Here is a 25,184-nt window from a genome sequence, read left to right as displayed (position 1 = left end):
ACGTTTATGTCGGTAACGCCCACCCCCGCAACGATCACGGTGAAAGAACGCCGCCGTGTCGTTGCGGCGACCACCATCGGTACCGCAATTGAGTGGTACGACTATTTCCTCTACGCTGCCGTCGCTGGCCTGGTATTTAACCAGCTCATGTTCGGCCCTTTGGAAGGCGGCTTGGCGACGATCATCTCTTTCGCGTCGGTCGGTCTCTCATTTCTATTTCGCCCACTCGGGGCATTTCTAGCCGGACACTTCGGCGATAAAATCGGCCGGCGAACCGTTTTGATGGTGACACTATTCGCCATGGGTGGTGCCACCACACTGATCGGCCTGCTACCGACTTACGATACTTGGGGAATTTGGGCACCAATTCTGCTAATCACCCTGCGCATTATTCAAGGAATTTCTGCTGGTGGCGAATGGGGCTCGGCAGTGTTACTAGCCGTGGAACACGCCCCAAACAACAAACGCGGCCTGTATGGCGCTGGCCCACAAGTCGGCGTGCCTATTGGCCTACTAATGTCCTCCGGCGTGTTGTCTATCATGAACACCATTGCACCAGGCGACGCTTTCCTCGAATGGGGCTGGCGCATTCCATTCCTATTTAGCATCGTCCTCGTAATCGTCGGTTATGTCATCCGTATGGGCGTTGACGAATCCCCCGTTTTTCAAGAAATTTCAGAGCGCAAGGACGCAGAAGCTTCCAACCCCATCGGCATCTTGTTCAAACGCTATCTCCCTCTCGTCATAACTGCTGCACTAGTCTTTGCTGGCAACGGAACCGTCGGCTATATGACAACTGGTGGGTACATCCAGAACTACACCACCAACCCTGACGGACCAATTGGTCTTGAGCGCGGCGACGTTCTGAACGCCGTAACCTTGTCTGCTGTGACCTGGATGCTGTCGACGCTATTCGCCGGCTGGGTCTCGGATCATATCGGTCGACGAATGACCTACCTGATCGGATTTATTCTCCAGGGCATCGGCGCCGCTGCATTGTTCCCACTAGTCAACACAGGATCGTTGGGCATGCTATACCTGGCACTCATCGGTTTAACTGTAGGTCTAGGCCTAACTTATGGCCCACAGTCCGCACTGTACGCAGAGCTTTTCCCAGCATCGATTCGAGCTTCCGGCGTATCCATCACCTATGCGATTGGTTCCGTGCTTGGTGGAGCATTTGCACCAATGATCGCGGCAGCGTTGCTAGAAGCAACTGGCACAACGTTTGCTATCTCCGGCTATCTGGTCAGCGCCTGCATCGTCGGCTTCATCTGCGTATTCCTGCTGCGTGAACGCAAAGGCATCCCCCTAGGTCCTGAACATGAGCAAAAACAAATGACCGGGCATTTCACGTTCGGAAAAGAGTAAACAAGCAGTCAACAAACTAGTTACTGCCGCAAGGGCATGCGCTTGGCGATTTTCACGCCGGGGCATGCCCTTATTCTTCACCAGCTATACAAAACCAACTACACGACATAGATACAACATTTTTAGAAAATTGTTGTATAGATCGCAATAATCATATATGATCTTCAAATAAGACCCAGTTCACAGATCAAAGCATTATTTGATCTAGCTCATGGATTCTCCCGTCACTTTCCCACGTAACCACCGCCCTCAACCCGGTTGCATGAAAGAACGGTGTCGAATAAGCAGCGAGGAGCAAAACAGTGCAGTTTCATCACAATGGCTATGTTTCACAGGACCCCCGCGTCCTTCCTGCCGCAGGATATGGCATTAACCGTGCAGAAGAACTCCCAGAAACCATGGACGTGCTGGTCGTCGGCTCCGGCCCAGCCGGCATGATTGCTGCTGCCCAGCTGTCAATGTTCCCAAATATCAATACTCGTATTATTGAGCGTCGACCACACCGCCTTGAGCTCGGCCAAGCGGACGGAATTCAAGCACGTTCGGTTGAAACTTTCCAGGCTTTCGGTTTTGCTGCTGAGATCACCGAAGAAGCCTATACGATCACCGAAATGTCGTTCTGGAACCAGGACCCAGAAAATCCAGATGCCATCAAACGCGGTGCACGACCCATTGACGACGAACATGGCATTTCCGAATTCCCACACCTGATTGTGAACCAGGCTCGCGTCTTGGATTATTTCGCACGGGAGGCACAGCGCGGGCCAGCGCGGATTAAACCAGATTACGGTTGGGATTTTGTTTCTTTGAAAGTCGGCGACCTGTCCGAAGAATACCCAGTAACCGCCGTGGTTGAAAATACTGAAGGCGAGCAACGTACCGTCCGCGCCAAATACGTCGTGGGTTGTGATGGTGCAAGGTCCCAAGTGCGCAAATCAATCGGCCGTAGTTTCCAAGGTAACCAGGCAAACCATGCTTGGGGCGTGATGGACGTCGTCGTCGATACGAACTTCCCGGACTGGCGTACAAAATGTGCAATTCATTCCAAGGCAGGGTCCATTCTGCATATCCCACGCGAGGGCGGTTACCTCTGCCGGATCTATGTTGACCTCGGCGAAGTTCCCGAAGATGACAATCGCAAGATTCGGGAAACCCCGATTGAAAAAATCATCGAGAAGGCGAACGAGATCTACTCGCCATATTTCATTGACGTGAAAATGGTTGCCTGGCACTCTGTCTACGAAGTAGCGCACCGGCTTGTCGACGGCTTCGACAATGAAAACACCACCCCGCGCGTATTTTTGACCGGCGATGCCTGCCACACACACTCGGCAAAAGCAGGTCAGGGCATGAACGTTTCCATGCAGGATGGTTTCAATATTGCCTGGAAGCTCGGGCATGTTCTCGACGGACGCGCACCAGAAGAGCTGCTCTGCACCTACCACGGTGAACGCCAACCAGCCGCGGAAAATTTGATTAACTTTGACCGCGAATGGTCTACCTTGATGGCCACACCACCAGAACAGCTGGAATGCCCTGACGCGGTGGAGAAATACTATGTCGAAGCCGAGGAGTTTGCAGCCGGGTTCCGAACCCAGTACGAGCCCAACATGATCGTCAGTGATGCTGCACATCAAGATCTGGCGACAGGCTTCGACGTCGGCAAGCGTTTTAAATCCTATGAAGTACTGCGGCGTTCCGATGCCTTGCGCACACATTTAGGTCACCACCATAAAGCTGATGGCCGTTACCGCATTTACGCCTTCGCGGATCGTCCAAAAGCGGGTGAAGAGTCAAAGATGACTGCCTGGGCGAACTCGGTCGAAGAGATCGTCGCCAAATACACCCCGGCTAACCAGGATGAAAACGCCTACTTCGATATCAAGGCGATCTACCAGCAAACGAATCACTGGGATTGGGAAATCCTGGATGCGCCGCGGCTGTTCCGTCCACGCAACGGCAAATTCCAGGTTCCTAACTGGGATAACGTCTTCGGCGTGGTTTCCGGCGAGCATGACATTTTCGAAGCCCGGGGAATCTCGCGTGATGGCGCGGTTGTGATCGTACGACCAGACCAATACGTCGGTGCGGTGTTGCCACTGGATAAGCCCGAGGCTGTGGAGGAATATTTCGCCCGGGCTTTGCGCCCGCAGCGGTAACAGCCTGAACTATTCCCCAAGCACCGTTAGCGGGACGACGAAAACGCCGTCGTCTCGTTGGTACGCCAGACCGCTCGGGACCACCACGATGAGTGCTTCCGGCGGCCGGATGATTTTTGCGCTCACCCGCAACAAGTTCTCCGCCGCCGCGTCGATGGCATGCTGGCCAAGTTTCACCTCCAGCCCGATCCACGCACCATCGGCAGCTTCCACAACTGCGTCGATTTCATCCCGGCCTTTCGAATCACGGTAATGAAAAACCCCGCGCGCTTTATTTTTCTGCGCGTAGACTCGCAAATCATGAACCACCTGGCCTTCAAATAAAAACCCGAGCGACTCGGGCTCGGCCAATAACCGATCTGCATTCGCCCCGAGTAGTGCTGCTGCCAGCGAAGGATCACACAGGTGACGCTTCGGTGTCTGTAACGCAGCGGTCCGTGAACGCAGCTTCGGTGCCCAGGCTGGTTGATCCTCGGTTAAAAACATACGCTCGGCAAAATCATGAAGCACAGATGGTGCAGTTTCACCGATGGGCAGTGCCGCAGCATCCTTCATCCTGCGGCCAATCGCGCTAAAAGTAGCAGGTTGTGCCGATAAACCAGCGATCGCCTCCAGAAACGCGCGGATCCGACGTGGATCCCGGCGCGGACCAGCAATAGAAGGAAAGTCGTGCTCACACGTGTCGTCAAGATACGAGTGGTTCATCTCTACTGCGGCTTCGTGCGACATATTCAAAGCGCCCGGCCATCCACCTCGGACAACACGCGCGATGAGTTCGGAAAAATCACGTTCCGATTCCGCGATCGCAGGTGATTCCCCACGCAATAACGCGGCCAAGGAAACCTCCCCGGTGGAATCGCCGGTTTCCTGCAACGTCATCGTCCGCATGCGCAAGCGACGAAACCGCCCCGCGCCAGAGTGGCGCATTGGATGCTCATCAGGGGTAGCAGAACCGGTCAACAGAAATTGGCCTGCTTGCCGACGACGGTCCACCTCGTGGCGCACTTCATTCCACACTTCCGGCACTACTTGCCACTCGTCCAGCAAGCGCGGAGTTTCGCCGTGCAGCGCGGTGGCGGGTTGTTCGCGCGCAAGCACCGCCCGCTTATCTGCAGAATCGAGATAAATTTGGGAAGCCGAAAACTGCGAGGCGCTTTCAGTTTTCCCGCAAGCACGTGGACCTGCGATCACTACAGCCGGGGCAGACTCCAGCGCCGCAGAAATTGACTGGTCAAGATGGCGTTTTTGATAATCATGCACACCCTCAGCCTAGCAGCCTGCGGCATTTCTCCACTTCTGACTACTGGATATCTCCAACTCTGCCTACCGGATTTCTCCACCAGAAGATGCGGCATTTTTCCACCCAGGTCTATGGCACGAAACTACGACGCAAGCCTAAGGCAGATCTATCCCGTCCAGGGGATCTTCTTCGCGGCCTTCCTCCGGTGCTTCTTCTACCTCGCACAAAGTGACGGTGGCGCCGGTCGGATCCGCAATCAAGCACAGGCGCCCGAACGGCGAATCCCACGGCTCGCGGATCACTTCCCCACCCAGCTCGGCACAACGACGCGCGGCTTCGTCAGCATCGGAGACCCCCAAGTAGGTCTGCCAAAAGCCCTTGACCTGCGGCGGGAACTGACCTTCTGCTTTCCACAGGCCCGCGAAAGGCGCGCCGTCGGCCATCGCCGCGGCATAGGTGCCGTTCGGGTATACGCCGTCGGCATCGGCTTCGTCGTCGGTCAGTGTGCGGATGCCCCAGTCGAATAGCTCGTGATAAAACTCCACCGCGTCCTCGAAACCGGCATTGCAGGTCAACTCATGCCACACCGGGGTCGACGGCTCACCAGCAGCGATGAACTTATCCTCGCCCTTCGGCTGCAGCAGACCAAACAGGCCACCGGCGGCGTCGGCAAGCACGGTCATGGTGCCCAACTCCACCTCACGCGGGTCCGCCAACACGCTGCCGCCAAGCTTCTGCACCTTCGCGATGTCACCAGCGATATCGGCGCTCAAGAAATACGTCACCCAGGTATCCGGCGCATTCGTGCCCTCCGGCTGCGGAATCAGCCCAGCAACCGGCAAACCCTGCAGGCGAGCGATGCGGTAATCATCACCGCTGATCTCCCAACCCAACAGCTGGGAATAAAACTCGGCCGCGGCCTGCGGGTTCGAGGTGGTCAGATCCGTCCAATAAGGCATGCCAACTTCGGCAATAAATGCGGGCATTACAGGTTCCTCCACTTCTCGGGATCAAAATCGTCATCGGCGGTGGCTTCGTCAAAGTAATCGTCGTCAGCGAGATCGTCGCCAAGATCGTCAGCCGCAGCCACGACCACGCATTCGTCGTCAATGCACACCACATCGTCGGGGTGCAGCGCGGCGCCGCGCTTGTCGACGGGCGCGCCGTTGACAGTCACCGCACCGGCGGCGATCAGCTCTTTGGCCTCCCCACCGGTGGCGACCAGGCTGGCCAGTTTGATGAATTGGCCTAGCTTGATCGATGCACCACTGATGGGGATCGAGGGGTAATTATCCGCAGTCGTCATAGCGGCCAGGTTACCGAACCGCCACGGCTGCCATTAAACGCAGCCGTCATTACACCTGGTCGCGCGGAGTGATCTGCATGGTGTCGATATTCATGTGCGCAGGTAGTGCCGCGACCCAGCGCACGGCCTCGGCGATGTCCTCGGCGCTCAGGTTCAGCTTGTCGGCGTACACCTCGGCGGCTTTCTCGGCATCACCGCGGAAACGATTCAGCGAAAACTCCTCGGTGGCCACCCGGCCCGGGTCGATCTCAGTCACGCGCAACGTCCCCGGATTTTCCAGGCGCAGCACCCGGTTGAACGCCCGCACCCCGTGCTTGGCGGCGTTATAGCCCGCGCCACCGGCATACGGAGTCCAGCCAGCCACCGAACCAATATTGACCACCAGGCCGGCGTTGCCTTCCACCGCCAGCAGCGACGGCAAAAACGCCTTGGTCACGCGCACCGTACCGGCGACGTTGATCTCATACATGCGATCCCAATCTTCCAGCGAAGATTCCGCAATCGATTCCAGCCCAATCGCACCACCGGCGTTGTTCACCAACAGATTGATGCGACCGACCGCAGCTGCCAGCTTGTCGACGCTTTCCTGGCTGGTCACGTCCAGCTGGTGCGCGGTGGCACCGATCTGTTCTGCGAGTTTCTCCAACCGGTCCATGCGCCGGGCAGCGATAACGACGCGCCAGCCGTCGTCGGCAAGCGCTTTCGCAGTGGCGGCTCCGATACCAGAGGATGCGCCGGTGACCAGGGCGGTTTTCTGCTGAATAGTCATGGCACACATGGTAGTGGACGGGCGGACTACAGTGGATGGCGATGAGACCGCAATCCTGGACGCCGCAATCCTGGCGTTGGTTCCTGCTCGCCCCGGCGTCGGTGGCGCTCGGGTGGGCACTGGATGCGGTGGGGCTACCGGCCGCGTGGATCATTGGCGCGATTGTGGTGGCTGGCACATGGAGCTTGTCGACGGGCGAGCAGCTGAATGTGCACCCGCTGTTTTATCGGTTTGGGCGCGGGATCATCATGACGTTGGCGGCGGTGCCGTTGACACAGATTCCGGCGGCTGACCTGCTGCATTTCCTGCTGCCCGGGTTGTTTGTGACTGCGTTTACCGTGACCGTGGGGGTGGCCGGCGGTGTGCTGCTTTCGCGTGCACAACCGCGGCACATTAGCCCGGAAACGGGTGTGTTGTCGATGTTGCCGGGTGGCGCGTCGGTGGTGTCCACGTTGGCGATCGATTTCGGGGCGAATTTCCGTTATGTCATGCTCACGCAGTTTTTGCGGGTGCTGGTGTTGTCGCTGACGCTGCCGGTGATCGTGCATCTATTTATGAGCGAGCAGCTGCATGAACAGGGGTTAAGCAACGGTAGCCCGTGGTGGATGCTGGTGGTATTCGCCGTGATTGCCCTGGGTGCCGAGCCCGCCGCGCGGCGGTTGCATGTGCCCGCACCGACGGCGTTGGGGCCGCTGCTGGCGACGGTGTTGGCGGCCGCGCTTCTTCCCGACGACGTCGAGGTGGCACCGCCTGCGTATTTGGCGATTGTCGCGTTTTTGTCCATCGGATGGGTGTGCGGTGGTTCGCTGCAGCGCGATACGCTGGCGTTTTTCGCGAAGCAGTTGCCTGCGACTTTCATTTTCTTGGGTGCACTGATGGCGGTGTGCGCGCTGAGTGCGTGGCCACTAACGATGTGGCTGGATATCTCGTATTTCGAAGCCTACTTGGCCACTAGCCCAGGCGCGCTGGAGACGGTGTTGGCGTTGTCTGCGGAAGGCAGTGCTGGTGCCGAGGTGGTGGCGATCCAGATCATCCGCTTGTTGGCGGTGTTATTGCTGGCTAGCTGGTTGCCGCAGGTGTTGCATGCGGTGCGGAAGCTGCGGCGGTAGGTGCGGTTTGACCTCTTTATTGACGAGAATCTCCAGCCAAGTGTCCAAGGCCAATTGCATTCAAAATCGTACCAAATGTTTTTGGATTTTTGAGAATCCAATTTCCAACTGTCTTGCCAGCTACACCACCGCCGATGCAAGAAACAAGGATATTTCCCATTACCATTGCGTTATCAGCATAAGGAGCGTGTTTATCAAGCGCAGGCAGCGCCGTATAAGCTCCAGCAGCACAGCCTGCAATTTTTGCCCGATACGGAGAAGCTAACTATGCATAAGGCATTACTCAATGGGCTACTTGGTATAGCCATTGGCGGAATTGCAATCCTTATAGTGTGAGTCATACTTCCCTCCCCTGAATCTCCTTGGTTCTTCTTTGCCGCTTTTCTAGCAATAACCGTTATCAGTGCTGCAGCTGAAATCATCCAAGGCTTAATAAAAAGAAAGAGAAAAAGCTGGATTCAGGCCCAACCTGAACATAACACTCAACATAACACCGGTGTTATGTTATGTGGGAAGTTAGGGTGTTATGTTGCATTGGAAAAACGGGCCAGCCGTATCGTAATTAGCAAAGAAGAACGCTAATTATCATTAGATCTCTTCCTCGTCTTCTTCTATTCCCTCATTTGATTGGCTCAAAACATGTAGGGGATCTTTTTTATTATCTGGCTCCTGTTGGACGCATTCTCTTCGCCCGTCAATGTGCTCACTCAGACTCGGAGAAATAGAACCCCACATAGGGTCTAAAATAAAATCAATACCAGACCGACGTGCATGTTTCGCAGCTGGAACGAAGTCACTATCTCCCGAGATCATAATGATCTGGTTAACAATGTTTCTCTCAGCTAACGAGGCGATATCCAAACCTATGCGCATGTCAACGCCTTTTTGAGTTATTTCCAACACGAAATCATTCTCTTGCAGATCCGATGCTGACAACTCGCCTCTGCACAGTTTTTTCAGAGGGCGATCTTTAAGTGTATAAGTTCCCTGGGTCGCTAATTCTTCACCGCGGCGAAGTGCTATCTTTCTTTTTGTTAACAGAGACTTATGAAATTGTTTTGTCCAGTGAAATTGCGGACTCTGACCCAGATTAACTTGTTTTTGGGTCAGAGGGTGATAGACAACCCTCTCAGATGGTGGACAATCATAATAAAAGATTCGGTACAAGCCCGATTTAGATTGCCGGATGTGCCGTCTACAGTATTCGAACAGTTCGCTCGCTCTGTCCTCAGGTTGTTTGTCTCCAAATAACGTTTTAGCCCTACGCTTGTAGTATCCACCATCTATAAGAATGGCAGTAGTGATTTGCCTTAACGGAGCTTGTTTACGTTCTCTTGACATGCAGCAACCTTTACCCAAAAGATGAACCCCAGTCATCGGCACTTCCCTTATCAACAGGAGGTCAACGGCTGGGGTTGATAACTTACAATCTAGCCGACTTCTCAAGTTTACTCAAGCCAACTCGCCGTTCTGTGCCTGTCAATTGTGCGTATCTAGATTGTGCAGGCATCCCAACTCAACCCTCTATCACAACATCACTACCCCGCAATATGCTCCACAGCGCGCGAATCATCCGGCAGCAGCACACTTGCTTCACCGTGGGTGGTAATCACCAGCGCATCACGTGCACGCGAGGAAGCTATATCAGTCAAGTGCACTAAGAATTAGTATTGGGCATACTAAGGTATTTCAATCCAAAGTTCTATAGTTTTGACGCGTATACCCTGAGGAAAATATCAAAAGTCCCAAAAAAGAGGAAAACACCGTACGGTATATACGATTTCACTATTACATATATCGCCAATGCGTAAAGAATAGATGACAATATATACGGTGCGGGACTTAACCTATGTATACCATTTGAAAACAGCTGAAATACTTTTCACAAAGGTTGCAAATGTTAGAAATAGGGAAAATATTGTCGTACAGAGAAATAGCACAACGGGGAATATCAATTATTCAAAATTCCTTATTTTAATCCCAAAATCTAAAACTGCTCCTGCGAACCACTCATCCCCGCATGCGCGGGAAACTGTTCCTTTCGCATGTCTTTCTTACAGTATTTAGCATACTGTACGCTAGATAATATCTAGCCTGCCATTCCTATTGTGCCGCAATCAGACTTTAGGAGTTGGCGATAGAACTCGCATGCGACCACTTTAGCCCCGTGACCTCCAGAACTCTCGTCATTGGCACATTCGCCCTACGCGCCCGCCTGATCGCATCATCACGCACCGAGCGCGCCCTACGCAGCTCTTCATCTGCCTTATCCAGCGCGTCCTGAGCACTAATTAGCTCTTGGATTGGTGCAGGCTCCGACCCGCGCGATAAATCGCGTTCCGCGCTAGCGATGATCCGCTCTGCAATATGATCTGGCAGATTATCCGAATCCCAGCTCATACCAGCCCCCGGCGACGGCATCGTATGCAACGCATCAAAAACCGCGACCGCCGCCGCTGGCGTGCCATGCTTTTCCGTGAGCTTACGAGCAATATCCCTTACAGACGTCATTACTTTTCTTCCTCTCAATTATCTCGCCACACCTGCACCTGCGGCCTGCCGTCAAAATCGCCATCACTGCTACCCGCCGTGCGGGGGCTCATCTCCTTGGTGGAATGTCCCCAACCGAGTGAGGGGACTACTACCCGCCATGCAGCGGGCTCACGCCTGGGAGTTTGATCATTCCGTCCTCGTCGCAACTACTACCCGCCATGCGGAGGCTAACCCCGCATGGCGGGGAAAACTTACGACATTGCAAATTGGGATGAAGAATTAAATTCACACCTCGACGAACTCAAAAACAACACCCCGCCGTTCCAACACCATTTTCACATGACCAAGCAACGTCTGGTATTCAAGCGCCCTCATGCCCGTACGTTCACGACACCGCGCATTATCATAAAAATAAGGCAGCACTCCACTGCGCTCCACCTCAGCGATAAGATTATCCGCGCGCTCAACCATTTTTTCCCACTTGCCCGAAATCCACTCAGCAGCATCAGACGGGGGCTTATTCACTGTCTCCCACCGCTGCGCAGTCCTCACATTCACATCGCACGCATTAGCCACATCCTGGGCCGATAGCCCCAGCGCAATGCGGAATACGCGAAATTCACTAGATTCCATAATTATTTTTCTTCCTTTCGATTGTCTCGCCACCCCTGTACCTGTGGCCTGTCGTCAATGTCGCCATCACTGCTACCGGCTGTATGGGGCGCGATAAAACCGGTTTACGAAGCGCCCTGGGTTCATCCCCGCATACGCGGGGAAAACCGTCTGCGTTTGGCATTCAGTCAACCTCCCGGGTTGAGTTGGAGTGAAGTGTGCTCGCTTGGACCAAGCTGCGTGGAGCGCCCGGCTCTGTCTGCCCTGGTCTCATGCGTGACTATGCCAGCGATTAACGTGCGGTCAGCCGTCTAGTGAATCCACCCAATCTGCATACCAATCCGGCCACATGATAGGCGAGGAAGATAATTGCTCTGAACGACCATCTGCATAAACAATTACAGAACCTACCCCCCTGACTGCATTTTCACCTTCTGGAACCCTCTGCCTAAAAATGAGCACATCATCAACATCGTCAGAAAACACTGCACCGTATTTATAATATTCATCCGCAATTTTCTGCGCCTGCTGTTTATCCATCATTTGGTGTTCTCCTTTTTCATTACATCAATTGCACCGTCGGTGAGTTCTTGATCGTCAGTGCGGACTAACCATAATTGGTGAGTTTTTGCCCCACTGGCATATGTTGCGGTGGGGACTATTTTACCTGGTTGCGCGTCGTAAAAAATGATTTTTCCGTTGACTTTCTCCCAGTTCCACATATGTCCACCACCGTCTTTCCAGTCAGCCGACGCTACACCGCGTGCACCTTCAGGGACCGCCCTATTCATCTGGTGAATAGTCGATTGGTTCCAGCTTTTACCCCTAATCCTTTTGACTGCTCTCCAAAGTGGTCTGTATCGACCATCTGTCGTCTGGAAACTGATAGCGGTCGCTAGACCCACATTGGTCCTGTCTGCATTGGCAGATAGTGGGCTGCGCATAGGTTCCATCTCGGTTCATCCCCGCATGCGCGGGAAAACATGTGGCTTGTATTTCATTGATGAGTTCCGGTAGGCTCATCCCCGCATGCACGGGGAAAACCAGATGATTGCTATAGCGATTAGCCACTCCATCAGCGATTAGCCACTCCATCGGCTTATCCCCGCATGCGCGGGGAAACCTATGTAGTTGAGCGATTGAACCAGGAAGTTAGGGGCTTATCCCCGCATGCGCGGGGAAACCCCTCTCGGTCCATTTGCGTAGGGTCTCTGGGGGGGCTCATCCCCGCATGCACGGGGAAAACGGGGCTAGACCACGATCTAAAGTGCGGTATCTAGGCTCATCCCCGCATGCGCGGGGAAAACTTTCACCGCATGCTCCGGACTATCGACGACTTGGGCTCATCCCCGCATGCGCGGGGAAAACGATGGCGTTGCCACGGTAGAAGCTCGCGGGGTCGGCTCATCCCCGCATGCGCGGGGAAAACGTGGCGGTTCATTACGGCCCGGCTGCTGTGAAGGGCTCATCCCCGCATGCGCGGGGAAAACATACAAGCCCTGGGAAACTTCCTGAAAAATGCGGGCTCATCCCCGCATGCGCGGGGAAAACGCACCGTTAACGGTGATATTAATTACCGATCGGGGCTCATCCCCGCATGCGCGGGGAAAACGTTATTGCCCGTAGGGGCGCGTAACCCACGTAGGGCTCATCCCCGCATGCGCGGGGAAAACATCCGGAATTACATGGCCTTGCGTGAAGCTGAGGGCTCATCCCCGCATGCGCGGGGAAAACCCGCCCGTAGCGAAGCCCGTGCCGACCGTTTAGCGGCTCATCCCCGCATGCGCGGGGAAAACCACGGCCACCGGTACCGCTTCCAGCGAGCGAGGGGCTCATCCCCGCATGCGCGGGGAAAACTTACTTGCAGCGAAAGCGCATACGTGCGTGCGGGGCTCATCCCCGCATGCGCGGGGAAAACTTACTTGCAGCGAAAGCGCATACGTGCGTGCGGGGCTCATCCCCGCATGCGCGGGGAAAACTTACTTGCAGCGAAAGCGCATACGTGCGTGCGGGGCTCATCCCCGCATGCGCGGGGAAAACGCAAGTAATAATCACAATGATGTCATTGACTCAGGCTCATCCCCGCATGCGCGGGGAAAACTACGCATCACCCTGCGAAGATTGATCGGACCTGGGCTCATCCCCGCATGCGCGGGGAAAACATGCAGTTTCGCACCCATTCGCGCCGGGTGTCGGGCTCATCCCCGCATGCGCGGGGAAAACCGCCGCAGTTTCTTCACGCAACTGCTCAACGCGGGCTCATCCCCGCATGCGCGGGGAAAACCGGGCTACGTCGCCGCGTTGCAGGGCAAACGCGGGCTCATCCCCGCATGCGCGGGGAAAACCTCCGGGGTGTCACATTCGATGCAGTTTCCGAGGGCTCATCCCCGCATGCGCGGGGAAAACAGAACAACGCTCTGGCGCAACTTGCCGCAGCGGGGCTCATCCCCGCATGCGCGGGGAAAACGATGTGCCCGAGCTATCCGAAATCACCACGCGGGGCTCATCCCCGCATGCGCGGGGAAAACTACTGAACCTATCCATGTTGGCTAACCCGTATGGGCTCATCCCCGCATGCGCGGGGAAAACGTGGCCAGGGACTTACCCCATAAAGCTGGCCAGGGGCTCATCCCCGCATGCGCGGGGAAAACCGGATGACGTTTTCGGGGGAAAGTTTTTGCTTGGGCTCATCCCCGCATGCGCGGGGAAAACATCCTTTCATTTTAGCGGGATCATTTTTCAGAGGGCTCATCCCCGCATGCGCGGGGAAAACCACCAGAGCAGGGCCGTTTCGGTAGCAGCGGGGGGCTCATCCCCGCATGCGCGGGGAAAACGATGCTCAACGTTCTGCCGGAGCGTTCCCACTCGGCTCATCCCCGCATGCGCGGGGAAAACGTTTTTGACGATGAAGTAAAACGACGTGAAGCGGGCTCATCCCCGCATGCGCGGGGAAAACGAGACTCAGTCTTTTGGTGATGTGTTTCAGATGGGCTCATCCCCGCATGCGCGGGGAAAACTAACCTACGGACAGTTCTCGTTGATTGATCTGAGGCTCATCCCCGCATGCGCGGGGAAAACTGGGAGTGCGGAATGATTAAATACACACCAATCGGCTCATCCCCGCATGCGCGGGGAAAACAGGAATTTTACCATGCGAGAATACACATACGACGGCTCATCCCCGCATGCGCGGGGAAAACGCAGTGGAATTGGCACTAGAATACTCATGCCTAGGCTCATCCCCGCATGCGCGGGGAAAACTGCTTTTAATGTGCAGAGCACGGGTACACATAAGGCTCATCCCCGCATGCGCGGGGAAAACTTACGCCCCGCGCGTAGCAGGTATTTGATCGTGGGCTCATCCCCGCATGCGCGGGGAAAACCTTATCGCTGCTTGATGGGATGTCGAAGTTTACGGCTCATCCCCGCATGCGCGGGGAAAACGGAAACGCACTGTTTGTGCAGGTCAGAAGCTTGGGCTCATCCCCGCATGCGCGGGGAAAACGCTACACTACACAAACACCTCAGGCAGGCTAGCGGCTCATCCCCGCATGCGCGGGGAAAACGTAAAGACCCACGAGTAGCCAAATGTGGGGCTGGGCTCATCCCCGCATGCGCGGGGAAAACCGAGATCGACATCGTAGTATCCAAAAGCGCGAGGGCTCATCCCCGCATGCGCGGGGAAAACTGTGCGCCCTGGTGCGTGACCTCAGCCCCCTTGGGCTCATCCCCGCATGCGCGGGGAAAACACCCGTGGCACCACGAGGGCCAATAGGTCCGCGGGCTCATCCCCGCATGCGCGGGGAAAACCTTATTGCGCTCCCAAATACCACGGCTTAGCGGGGCTCATCCCCGCATGCGCGGGGAAAACTTGTCAGTCAGGCTCATTTTTATTCTCCTGGGAGGCTCATCCCCGCATGCGCGGGGAAAACTTTACCGGCGAGCGGCTGGATTCTATCATCGCGGGCTCATCCCCGCATGCGCGGGGAAAACGTAGTCATACCCGACGGGACCGGTAGCGTCACCGGCTCATCCCCGCATGCGCGGGGAAAACGGTGCTGGCATGAGCGACGCGCACAAAACATACGGCTCATCCCCGCATGCGCGGGGAAAACATAAGTGAAAATTAGCGCGAGGTGATCATGCCCGGCTCATCCCCGCATGCGCGGGGAAAACATAAGTGAAAATTAGCGCGAGGTGATCATGCCCGGCTCATCCCCGCATGCGCGGGGAAAACAAAACAGTTCACCGCAGGAACACACCCCTGCGGGGCTCATCCCCGCATGCGCGGGGAAAACTTCGTGTCCACCTGACAATGTCGTGGGTGGCTGGGCTCATCCCCGCATGCGCGGGGAAAACAACAAAATCACCAACCCGGATGATCTCACTGAAGGCTCATCCCCGCATGCGCGGGGAAAACAGTCGGTAAATGTGGCATCTTTTTCGGTCGGGGGGCTCATCCCCGCATGCGCGGGGAAAACTCGCTGGAGTCCACAATCGTGTAAGGCGCCTTAGGCTCATCCCCGCATGCGCGGGGAAAACTGAAATTCCACCACAAGCGGACCGGGTTCCACGGGCTCATCCCCGCATGCGCGGGGAAAACTTTAATTAGGGGCTGAAATGAAAACACTGTTGGGGCTCATCCCCGCATGCGCGGGGAAAACAGTATTTCCTGGTGTTGATTGTGGCGGGTTGTGGGCTCATCCCCGCATGCGCGGGGAAAACCACCCGGAATCCGGGGAATTAGGCCGCGCGTAGGGCTCATCCCCGCATGCGCGGGGAAAACCTCAAGACCGTCTGGACATGGCCCTACGAAAGCGGCTCATCCCCGCATGCGCGGGGAAAACTGTAAGGATGTGGCCTTTGCGTCTGCGGCCGTGGGCTCATCCCCGCATGCGCGGGGAAAACGTTGATCGGGTGCCGATTATTGCCGCGGAGTTGGGCTCATCCCCGCATGCGCGGGGAAAACTGTGACTCACTAATTCGTGAGTTGCCAACCGAGGGCTCATCCCCGCATGCGCGGGGAAAACCCCTTGTTGATGATGATCGGCCGGTATACGCCGGGCTCATCCCCGCATGCGCGGGGAAAACAACCTCCCGCGAATCCGGGATCGCCTCAGCCGGGGCTCATCCCCGCATGCGCGGGGAAAACTTCATCTACGCGCAGGAAATAGCTGCCAAGTTCGGCTCATCCCCGCATGCGCGGGGAAAACCAGTGCCTGCTTCCAGCGCTTCGTCACTGAGCGGGCTCATCCCCGCATGCGCGGGGAAAACGGTGCGTGTATGTTGAAACCTGGCGCGCACCCGGGCTCATCCCCGCATGCGCGGGGAAAACCTTATTCCGCTTTAGTGGGTGCTTGATTAGGTGGGCTCATCCCCGCATGCGCGGGGAAAACACGCTCTATATCGTGGGGGTGTAATTATGCCGGGGCTCATCCCCGCATGCGCGGGGAAAACGCAGGTGCGCGCCTAGCAGCCGCGCTCTGCTTGGGCTCATCCCCGCATGCGCGGGGAAAACTCGCCCTGCAAAAATTCCATGAGCTTATCGAACGGCTCATCCCCGCATGCGCGGGGAAAACGTCATATGACTACTTCTATCGGAACCACGGGAAGGCTCATCCCCGCATGCGCGGGGAAAACATTCAACCCGCTATTGCGAACCTTGCAGAATCGGGCTCATCCCCGCATGCGCGGGGAAAACGGCGGGTACCAGAATATCCAGCGAATCCGTTGGGGCTCATCCCCGCATGCGCGGGGAAAACCAGATGTGGCTGCGCCTGTGTCGCAGGTGTGGGGGCTCATCCCCGCATGCGCGGGGAAAACTCTGTGGTGGTGTATAACCCTCAGGGGGCTGAAGGCTCATCCCCGCATGCGCGGGGAAAACCCATTTTCATCGACGAACCTGGATTGGAACAGGGGCTCATCCCCGCATGCGCGGGGAAAACCACGAAACCGAGTCCCACAGCCGGTTAGCCGCGGGCTCATCCCCGCATGCGCGGGGAAAACAACTGCATGACGCTACGCGGGGTACGCATCGACGGCTCATCCCCGCATGCGCGGGGAAAACTCTCGCTGACCTGGATCAACACAGAGCAATCGAGCCAATTAGATACAACTTATCACGCACCATTACTGATATAAAGCCCCGCCAGCGCAGGGAAAAATTAGAACCATTATCAAGTAAAGGCTCACCCCCGCCACTGCGGGGCTGTCCCTTAATTTAATATTCCAAAAGCCGCAGCTCAACAGACGTCCAGAATGCAATTCGATGATTTTCTACAACTTACTGGATAAGGTTCCAAGGGGATATAAGTTGCAGCAAGTTTCAGAACTTGCTACTACTGAAAAGTAGAGCACGTAATTAGCGTCAAAGAAAGAGCCGAATGGACACCACATCATTTTTGCCAAAATCTACAATTGATTTTGCGGACAAGATGGAATCGTGGGTGACTAACAAAAGCCACCAAGCGAAATCATTGTGGGCAAAATCTGGCGACGAAACCGGCTACCTCAATCTTCCGCAGCACCTCGTCGACAGCTGCTGCGTAGCTGCCGCCGTATTCGATATCTGGGTAAGCGATTCCATCAAACAAAACCTCGGCCACCATCTTGGAATTTCGGTAGACCAGCTTCGCGCCCTCTACACTTTTCTAGCCGGAGTACATGATCTAGGGAAAGCTTGCAAAACTTTCCAAACCCAACTCGACCAACTCCCAGACTACGCCCACCTAGCAGCAAATGTTTCGGATTCCGGGCTCGACACCACAAAAAGCACTCTCGAGCTGGGTCGACAAAAGATGCCTCATGGAATTGTATCTGGTGTTATCTTACAGTCCTGGCTCATTCAACATGATGCAAAACCAAAATTAGCAATCTGGCTTTCATCAACCGTCGATGCACACCACGGAATCGCTTCTTCAAGCTCAGAACAAGAAAACATCTCCCGTGTCATGGATGAATACCCCACGTCTTGGCGCAATGTTCACAGCGAATTGCTCGACTCAATGGCAGAATCCACAAATTTTCACAAGATCATTGCCGCACTCAACAAAACTCGAAGCTTCCACGCTGGCGATGCCCAACTGCTTACAGGACTAGTTGTCATGGCCGACTGGATTGCATCAAACGCAGAAGCTTTCCCGATGCAGGTTACAGGTAGCCAAGCCGAGCGAATAACCAACGGAATGGCCGCAACAGACCTTACTAGTCCATGGACAACAGAACTACCACTTCAAAATATTGACCACTTTTTTACAAAATCTTTCGGCTGGCCAGATACCTTCACAGCGCGACCTGTCCAAAAATCCATGGTAGAAATCGCCCTAAACATAAAACAACCCAGCCTTTTGATTCTCGAAGCTGAAACCGGGGTTGGCAAGACCGAAGGTGCCCAGGCAGCAGCCCACGTTTTGGGGCACGCGCAGCAATCTCAAGGAATTTATTTCGCCGCTCCCACAATGGCCACTGCGAATGGCCTTCTCGAACGCACCATCAATTGGGCCCAACAAACCACTGAAGCATCGTCAGTAGCATCCCTCTATCTAGCACATTCCAAAAACCAACTATCGCGGCCCTATCAAGAACTCCGCTTCCGGGAGATCGGAGAAAATCGACTAAATCGCAACAATTCACATAAAACCAGTGGCGATGTCGTTGCCAGTTCATGGATGAGTGGTCGACGACGCGGATTACTAGCAAACATTGTCGTCGGTACCGTCGACCAAGTTCTGATGCTCGCTTTGCAGCAGCGTTACTCCATGCTCCGTCACACGGCGCTAGCTGGAAAGATCATCATTTTCGACGAGGTACACGCATACGACGCCTATACTTCCGACTACCTGGAAACCACTCTCGAATGGCTCGCATTTTATGGCGCATCCGTCATCATGATGTCCGCGACCCTCCCACCACAACGTCGGCAAGCACTAATTCAGGCTTATACCGGGAAGCCAGCTGCTCGAGCGCCAAAAGCATATCCACTAATTACAGTAGCCAACGAAACTGAAACACAGTACGTGACGCCGGAGCCAACACCTACAAACCTCACCGCACAGGTTCATATCATCGGCGATGAGCTCACTGAACTCACGACACTACTGCAAAATTTACTTGCCGATGGCGGCTGCGCCTTGATCATCTGCAATACAATCGCTCGCGCACAAGAAACATTATCTGCTGTCGAAGAAACATTTCCCGGTGAAACTGAGCTCCATCACGCAGGTTTTACCGCTCGGGATCGCACTGCAAAAGAAGATACGCTCCGCGCTCAGCTAGGACCTGATGCGGACCGTTCAACAACGCGCCCATTCCGGAAAATCGTCGTTGCAACCCAAGTTGCCGAACAAAGCCTCGATATCGACGCCGATGTTTTACTCACCGACATCGCGCCAATTGACCTGTTAATACAACGACTGGGCCGGGTGCACCGCCACCAACGCCCGGCCAGCGATAGGCCTGATCAGCTGCGTAACCCAGCCATGTACATCCGCGGCGTTCATGCCCTCACACCAATTCCGGAGATCGATAGCGGCGCGATGACTATCTACGACCCCAAAATTATTCTCGCTACGCTGCTGCACCTGCCAGATACCTTTCGCAGGCCCGATGACATCGAACCACTCGTGCGGGCAGTCTACGAGGGTGAACAAAATATTCCCGCCGCCTGGCATGAGGCTTGGCAAACTGCCGAAGAAGAAAGCTGTGCGCGGATCGAGCGAGCGCATGCGCGCTCTAAGACCTACCGCACATGTTCACCGTTCACAGCGAAAAGCCTGGAGAGACTCTTCGAAAGAAAGCATCAAGATATCATCAACAACAATGAAGAAACCGGCGCTGCCCAAGTACGAGACGCCGAACCTGCCGTAGAAGTAATCCCCATCATCGAAACGGATTATGGTTACACGCCGTGGGGCAAAGAAACGGAGATCCTGAAAAGTTCAGAATTGAATTATTCAGACGCCCACTACCTAGCAACAAGCACCGTACGTCTTCCGACACGAATGACCAGGTATGACCGTGATTTTGACGAGGTTATCACCACGCTGGAAAGAAATACGCCCGAGAACTGGTCGCAACACTTCCTACTTAAAGGACAGCTTGCACTCCAGCTAAATGCAGAGGGTTCATGTCAACTAGGACGGTTCCAGGTGCGTTATTCTAACCGACTCGGAATCGAATGTTTGAGCGATACTCCCAACATTCGTGTTACCGACAGCAATTACGTTTAACTACTAGTAACAAAGCAGCCCCGTACAAAATTAGAGGTGATCACAATGACCGCAACCCAGCACAGAGACACACCAGCTACCAATACCTTTAATCTCATCGATGAGCCTTGGATTCCATGCCGGACTATCAATGGTGCTCGTACACTGAGCATCCGTGAAATTTTCGATGGTTCCGGCGAAGCTTTAGCCATCGTAGGTGATTCTCCTACCCAAGATTACGCAGTGTTACGCGTGCTCCTCGCTATTTTCTGGCGCGCACATCACCACAAGCTCGCAGAAGAACTAACGGACCGGCGCGCCCTCGCGCAATTCGAATGGGACGAATGGTGGACTGACACCCGCACACAATTAAACGCCACCGGTGTTGATGACACAGTTTTAGATTATCTTGCAACGGTTCATAACCGTTTCGATTTACTCGATGCAGAAAATCCATTCATGCAGGTGGCAGATCTCCACACGCCATCGAATACTCAACAAGAAATAGCACGCATCATTCCTGACGCAGAACAAGATTACTTCACTATGCGTACCGCCGCGGGTCGGCAAAGTTTGTCCTACCCCGAAGCAGCGCGGTGGTTGATTCACACGCACGCCTTTGACTATTCCGGAATTAAATCAGGGGCAGTCGGTGACGACCGAGTCAAAGGAGGCAAAGGATACCCCATTGGTCAAGGCTGGACGGGGATGACCGGCGGCACCTATGTTATCGGCAATAACCTGCTAGAAACGCTCATTCTTAACACCCCGGAATCGGCGGTCATTGATAGCGCCAAAGATAAACCGGTCTGGGAACGAAAACAGGATACCGCGGCTCAGCGCTCCAAAGAGCCCCAGCCACAAGGACCAGCTGACCTTGCCACTTGGCAGTCACGTCGCGTGAGGTTATTCGTTGACGATGAAAATACCTTGGTGACACGGGTTTTGGTAAGCAATGGGGATCAAATTCCCGATGCCGGAAAAAATGTGCTCGAAGATCCGATGACCCCTTATCGCTTTAGCCCAAATCAATCGAAAAAAGGGCTAGATGCCTACTACGCACGCCCGTACGACACGCAGCGAACCATGTGGCGCTCACTCGATCCGCTGATTGTCGTCGATGGAGATCCTGGATTCAAAGAGAAAGATCGCGCCCCCATCAGGCCCGCAAACCTCGACAACCTAGCACGAATTTCCAAGGTGACTGGGAACTCCGAGACTCTCGACGTCATCATCGTATCGATGGAGTATGGAGCACAAGCATCGTCAGTAGCAACAATCGTAGCTGCGAGTATCGGCTTACCATTACACCTGCTGCGCAACGACAAGCTGTCAAAGGCACACCGCCAAATCGTCCGAGATGCTGCAGAAGCTACCAAAAACGCTGCAATTTCTTTGGGCTGGTTCTCAGGACAACTGACGGTTGCAGCAGGCGGGGATTATGCCTTCGATGCTGACGTAGCCGACCGTTTATACACAATCCTTGAACCACATTTCGTTTCCTGGCTGCGCAACCTTAGCCCAGAGGATATCGAACAAAAGGCTGAGTCATGGCAGAGCCAAATCGAACAAGAGCTTCTGCTCATCGCCGAAGAGCTTGTTCGCGGCGCCGGACAAAAAGCCATGATCGGAAGAACCCTTGAAGGAGATGAGGAAGCAAATGCACGAATTATTAACGCTGGATCGCTGTACAGGGCATTGCGTTACCGACTGAGAAAGGATCTACCACTACTAAAGGATCAAAAAGCTACTGAGCATAAAGGAAAATCAAATGACTGAAACAAATCTAAAGCATAGTGTCAGCTCCACGGTGTCACAGCTACAACGTGATTATCTGGAGCGCGGACATACACCTGACGGTGCACAGGCGCGAGGTGCTCTCGCAGAACTTCGGAAAAGCGTATCTCGTAGCGTTGAACACGACCCGCTGAGTCTGCAACGGGTGCTCATGACCATGAATCCACCACTGAGCGATGCCGAACTTGGCCGTTCTGACGCGATGTCACCGTCCGAAAAGGCAGCATTCCATGCCCTCGCGCTATTTGGCCTACACATGCAAAGTGCATCAGCGCCGGTGCACATTCCTACCACTTCCTTTGCGAATGCATGTGGACAGCTGTACCGCGGGGCAGACAGCAAATCAATCAAGCTTCGTTTCGACGCAATGCAGGCTGCCGGTAGTGAAGAAACACGGATTATCCATCTTCGCTCACTGATCACGCTGCTACGATCCCAACAACTGGGCTTCCATTACGGTCAGTTCGCCGTCGATCTACGGAACCTGACCCACCCAGAACGTCGTACCGGGGTTCTGCTCCGTTGGGGCAGAGATTTCGCAGTCGGAGCTATGCGTCCATCAGCTCAAACCAAAACCGAACCTACTTCCTAATCTTCTGACCAGAAAGGACAATTCCTATGTCTCTCATCGTTGATATCCACGCTCTGCAAACTATTCCCCCATCACTGATCAACCGTGATGACACCGGGGCACCAAAATCCGCTGTATTCGGTGGAACCCCACGTCAACGAGTTTCTTCGCAATCGTGGAAGCGCGCCATCCGCAAATTCTTCGAGGACAATTTTGATCCAGAGCAGATCGGTGACCGTTCTAAGCGTTTACCGGAAAAAATCGCACGCAAACTTGAAGACACGGGTCTGGAACAAGCTGAAGCAATCAGCCGTACAGAACAGCTGTTCAAAGCAGCTAAAATCAAAACCTCGGTGCAAAAGCTATCCAAAAAAGACATTGAAAACGGAGTAGAGGCAAACCCATACCCCGAAACTGGATACCTGTTGTTCTTAAGCCAACACCAAATTGATCGCGCAGTTTCAGAGCTTCTGGAACGTGACGGCGAAAATTTGAAGAAAAACGAGGCGCAAGAAATCCTGGACACCGGCCATTCCGTGGATATGAGCATGTTCGGTCGAATGGTCGCTGACGATGCCGCATACAACGTGGACGCATCAGTACAGGTCGCCCACGCACTGGGAATTCACGCAAGTGCGCCGGAATTCGATTTCTTTACCGCGGTCGACGATCTAGCAGAAGAAGGTGAAGAAACCGGGGCTGGCATGCTCGGTACCGTGCAAATGATGTCGTCTACGCTGTACCGTTATGCCACGGTCAACGTTGATTCACTCACCGAGAATCTAGATTCCCGCGAAAACGCGGTCCAAGCAACAGAACAGTTCATCGATGCTTTCATCAAGTCGATGCCAACAGGCAAAATTAACACCTTCGCCAACCAAACTCTGCCAGAACTTGTCTACATCACCGTTCGTGATTCCCGGCCGATTTCGTTGGTGAATGCTTTTGAATCACCAGTCGAAGCAACCGAATCAGCATCTCGCCGCGAAGTTGGTGCACAGAAACTGGCTGAAGAAGCCCACCATATTGAAACCATCTATGGTTTCACACCGCGCGCTGCGTTTGTCCTCGGAATCGGAGAACTAACCAAACCATTCCAAAACCTCGCGGAAACCATCACGCTCCCAGACCTCAAGGACAAAATTTCCGACGAGCTTCGCCGCGCAGCTGGAGAGTAAAATGACGCATTCACTGTTACTTCTATTGAAAGGACCGCTCCAATCTTGGGGCGATGCCTCACGGTACAGCACCCGAGCCACCGCTGAACGCCCAACTAAATCTGGGATTATCGGTTTGCTCGCTGCTGCCGAAGGACGCCGGAGAACAGACCCCGTCGAGGACTTAGCCGCATTGAAATTCGCAGTGCGGGTCGATCAATCTGGCAGGCTGCTACGTGACTATCAAACCGCACATCCCTGGCAGTCTAAACCCACCGCACCTGCGAAATTATCAACCCGATATTTCCTCTCCGATGCAGCATTTGTTGTCGCAATCGAATCTAACGACAAAGAGCTACTCGAAGGTATGGCAGAAGCACTACGCAACCCAAAATTTCCATTATTCATGGGGCGAAGGTCTTGCCCAGTGCATCCAGGATTAGTCATTGGGGTCACAGAGCACGATGCAGAGACATCGCTTCGTAAACATAAAACCTGGTATGCCACAAAAAGCCACCAGGAGCAATCCCCAAAGACTGTGCATCTCGCAATCTACCGAGATGCGGAGATCACTGAAGAAGGTGCAGAAGCACGCCAAGACATACCTATTTCCTTCGATCCACAACACCGCCAGTACGGATGGAGAGGTGTCCTCCAATGCGAAGATGTAGTGCTTGATAACCCTGCGGGTTCAGAAGCAAGTTCTGATCCAGACCGATTTTTTGAGGCGGTGCTACGCGCATGACCACACTGACCCGAGTACAAATCAACCCAGCACGCCGAGGAGGTCGAAAGCTCCTCACTGACCCACAAGCCATGCATGCTGCTGTACGGTCTTCGTTTCCCCCAGACTTAGACGAATCCAATGCGCGTGTCTTGTGGCGTGCCGATAAAAGGCAACATGACCACGTGCTCTATATTGTTGGTCCAGAAAAACCCACCGGCAACCACCTAGTGGGACAAGCAGGGTGGGATACCCGCCCAGCAGAATCCGCTGACTACCAGCGTTTCCTCGACACATTAATGGCCGGACAGCATTGGCATTTTGAATTAGTTGCAAACCCAACATATTCAGAATTCACAAAGGGAAAACGCGGTAAAATACGAGCACACGTCTCAGCCGAACACCAGCTTAATTGGCTGCACAAAAAAGCTGCTCAATCTGGTTTCGAAGTTGAGACTGGCGTGGTCACTGAGCGGTGGACTGATCACTTCCAGCGTTCAAAACAAACGGGGAAAAACAACCGACCAGTCCGCATTGCAAAAGCTCGTTTTAGCGGTACCTTACGAGTAACTGACGCGGCCAAACTGCGTACTGCTCTCACACAAGGAATCGGTCGAGCTCGAGGCTACGGCTGTGGACTACTTACTCTTGCACCCGCGCGGTAACCACC

General features: G+C 54.5%; 19 protein-coding genes and 1 CRISPR repeat array. Of the genes, 9 read left to right on the top strand and 10 right to left on the bottom strand.

What is annotated here, in order from left to right; translation table 11 throughout:
* The first annotated feature begins 6 nt into the window (after nucleotides 1–6).
* Entirely contained in the window at nucleotides 7–1,371 is a 1,365-nt protein-coding gene (locus L9H78_RS00405; RefSeq protein WP_249620118.1) for an MFS transporter, read from the top strand.
* Nucleotides 1,372–1,673: 302 nt separating this feature from the next.
* Nucleotides 1,674–3,530: an FAD-dependent monooxygenase gene (locus L9H78_RS00400; RefSeq protein WP_249620117.1), complete on the top strand. Its 1,857-nt coding sequence runs from the start codon at nucleotides 1,674–1,676 to the stop codon at nucleotides 3,528–3,530.
* A gap of 9 nt (nucleotides 3,531–3,539) precedes the next feature.
* On the opposite strand, the gene L9H78_RS00395 is transcribed toward L9H78_RS00400, so the two are convergent.
* The 4 genes from L9H78_RS00395 to L9H78_RS00380 form a co-directional block, all read right to left on the bottom strand.
* Nucleotides 3,540–4,790 carry an ATP-binding protein gene (locus tag L9H78_RS00395; RefSeq protein ID WP_249620116.1) on the bottom strand — a complete coding sequence of 417 codons (1,251 nt, stop codon included), beginning with the start codon at nucleotides 4,788–4,790 and terminating at the stop codon, nucleotides 3,540–3,542.
* A gap of 135 nt (nucleotides 4,791–4,925) precedes the next feature.
* Nucleotides 4,926–5,756 carry a VOC family protein gene (locus L9H78_RS00390; protein ID WP_249620115.1) on the bottom strand — a complete coding sequence of 277 codons (831 nt, stop codon included), beginning with the start codon at nucleotides 5,754–5,756 and terminating at the stop codon, nucleotides 4,926–4,928.
* The gene (locus L9H78_RS00385) at nucleotides 5,756–6,076 is read right to left on the bottom strand and encodes an RNA-binding S4 domain-containing protein (RefSeq protein ID WP_249620114.1); all 321 of its coding nucleotides are present in this window, start codon (nucleotides 6,074–6,076) and stop codon (nucleotides 5,756–5,758) included. Before L9H78_RS00385 ends, L9H78_RS00390 begins: the two co-directional genes overlap by 1 nt.
* A 49-nt stretch (nucleotides 6,077–6,125) precedes the next feature.
* Nucleotides 6,126–6,854, bottom strand: a complete 729-nt coding sequence (locus L9H78_RS00380; protein ID WP_249620113.1) for an SDR family oxidoreductase — start codon at nucleotides 6,852–6,854, stop codon at nucleotides 6,126–6,128.
* Between the two features lie 32 nt (nucleotides 6,855–6,886).
* On the opposite strand from L9H78_RS00380, the gene L9H78_RS00375 reads away from it, so the two are divergent.
* The gene (locus L9H78_RS00375) at nucleotides 6,887–7,954 is read left to right on the top strand and encodes an AbrB family transcriptional regulator (protein ID WP_249620112.1); all 1,068 of its coding nucleotides are present in this window, start codon (nucleotides 6,887–6,889) and stop codon (nucleotides 7,952–7,954) included.
* 16 nt (nucleotides 7,955–7,970) lie between these two features.
* Here the strand turns inward: L9H78_RS00375 and L9H78_RS00370 are convergent, their stop codons facing one another.
* The 6 genes from L9H78_RS00370 to L9H78_RS10520 form a co-directional block, all read right to left on the bottom strand.
* On the bottom strand, nucleotides 7,971–8,114 hold the full coding sequence (locus L9H78_RS00370) for a hypothetical protein (RefSeq protein WP_249620111.1): 144 nt from the start codon (nucleotides 8,112–8,114) through the stop codon (nucleotides 7,971–7,973).
* 428 nt (nucleotides 8,115–8,542) lie between these two features.
* Nucleotides 8,543–9,295: an NYN domain-containing protein gene (locus L9H78_RS00365; protein WP_249620110.1), complete on the bottom strand. Its 753-nt coding sequence runs from the start codon at nucleotides 9,293–9,295 to the stop codon at nucleotides 8,543–8,545.
* Between the two features lie 783 nt (nucleotides 9,296–10,078).
* A complete protein-coding gene (locus L9H78_RS00360) occupies nucleotides 10,079–10,465 on the bottom strand; it encodes a hypothetical protein (RefSeq protein WP_249620109.1) in 387 nt (128 codons plus the stop codon).
* A gap of 267 nt (nucleotides 10,466–10,732) precedes the next feature.
* Nucleotides 10,733–11,080: a hypothetical protein gene (locus L9H78_RS00355; RefSeq protein WP_249620108.1), complete on the bottom strand. Its 348-nt coding sequence runs from the start codon at nucleotides 11,078–11,080 to the stop codon at nucleotides 10,733–10,735.
* Nucleotides 11,081–11,362: 282 nt separating this feature from the next.
* Nucleotides 11,363–11,602, bottom strand: coding sequence for a hypothetical protein (locus L9H78_RS00350; RefSeq protein ID WP_249620107.1), 240 nt, complete (start codon nucleotides 11,600–11,602; stop codon nucleotides 11,363–11,365).
* A complete protein-coding gene (locus tag L9H78_RS10520) occupies nucleotides 11,599–12,003 on the bottom strand; it encodes a toxin glutamine deamidase domain-containing protein (protein WP_283775216.1) in 405 nt (134 codons plus the stop codon). The genes L9H78_RS00350 and L9H78_RS10520 overlap by 4 nt, the downstream gene beginning before the upstream one ends.
* 11 nt (nucleotides 12,004–12,014) lie before the next feature.
* Nucleotides 12,015–17,126: direct repeats of the CRISPR family, unit length 29 nt; unit sequence GGGCTCATCCCCGCATGCGCGGGGAAAAC.
* 316 nt (nucleotides 17,127–17,442) lie between these two features.
* Between L9H78_RS10520 and cas3 the strand changes: the two genes are divergently transcribed.
* The 6 genes from cas3 to cas6e are packed head-to-tail and all read left to right on the top strand — an operon-like array spanning nucleotide 17,443 to nucleotide 25,179.
* Nucleotides 17,443–20,286, top strand: a complete 2,844-nt coding sequence (gene cas3, locus L9H78_RS00340) for a CRISPR-associated helicase Cas3' (protein WP_249620105.1) — start codon at nucleotides 17,443–17,445, stop codon at nucleotides 20,284–20,286.
* 45 nt (nucleotides 20,287–20,331) lie between these two features.
* A complete protein-coding gene (gene casA, locus L9H78_RS00335) occupies nucleotides 20,332–22,044 on the top strand; it encodes a type I-E CRISPR-associated protein Cse1/CasA (RefSeq protein WP_249620104.1) in 1,713 nt (570 codons plus the stop codon).
* Nucleotides 22,037–22,654: a type I-E CRISPR-associated protein Cse2/CasB gene (casB, locus tag L9H78_RS00330; protein WP_249620103.1), complete on the top strand. Its 618-nt coding sequence runs from the start codon at nucleotides 22,037–22,039 to the stop codon at nucleotides 22,652–22,654. The genes casA and casB overlap by 8 nt, the downstream gene beginning before the upstream one ends.
* A gap of 26 nt (nucleotides 22,655–22,680) precedes the next feature.
* Entirely contained in the window at nucleotides 22,681–23,811 is a 1,131-nt protein-coding gene (gene cas7e, locus L9H78_RS00325; RefSeq protein WP_249620102.1) for a type I-E CRISPR-associated protein Cas7/Cse4/CasC, read from the top strand.
* A 1-nt stretch (nucleotide 23,812) separates the two neighbouring features.
* On the top strand, nucleotides 23,813–24,535 hold the full coding sequence (gene cas5e / locus L9H78_RS00320) for a type I-E CRISPR-associated protein Cas5/CasD (RefSeq protein ID WP_249620101.1): 723 nt from the start codon (nucleotides 23,813–23,815) through the stop codon (nucleotides 24,533–24,535).
* Entirely contained in the window at nucleotides 24,532–25,179 is a 648-nt protein-coding gene (gene cas6e / locus L9H78_RS00315) for a type I-E CRISPR-associated protein Cas6/Cse3/CasE (RefSeq protein ID WP_249618016.1), read from the top strand. Before cas5e ends, cas6e begins: the two co-directional genes overlap by 4 nt.
* The last annotated feature ends 5 nt before the right edge of the window (nucleotides 25,180–25,184 follow it).

It is taken from the genome of Corynebacterium pseudodiphtheriticum (genome assembly GCF_023509295.1).
Classification (GTDB): Bacteria; Actinomycetota; Actinomycetes; order Mycobacteriales; family Mycobacteriaceae; genus Corynebacterium; species Corynebacterium pseudodiphtheriticum.
Note: the sequence above shows the minus strand (reverse complement) of the source record. Positions and strands in the feature narration are given on the sequence as shown.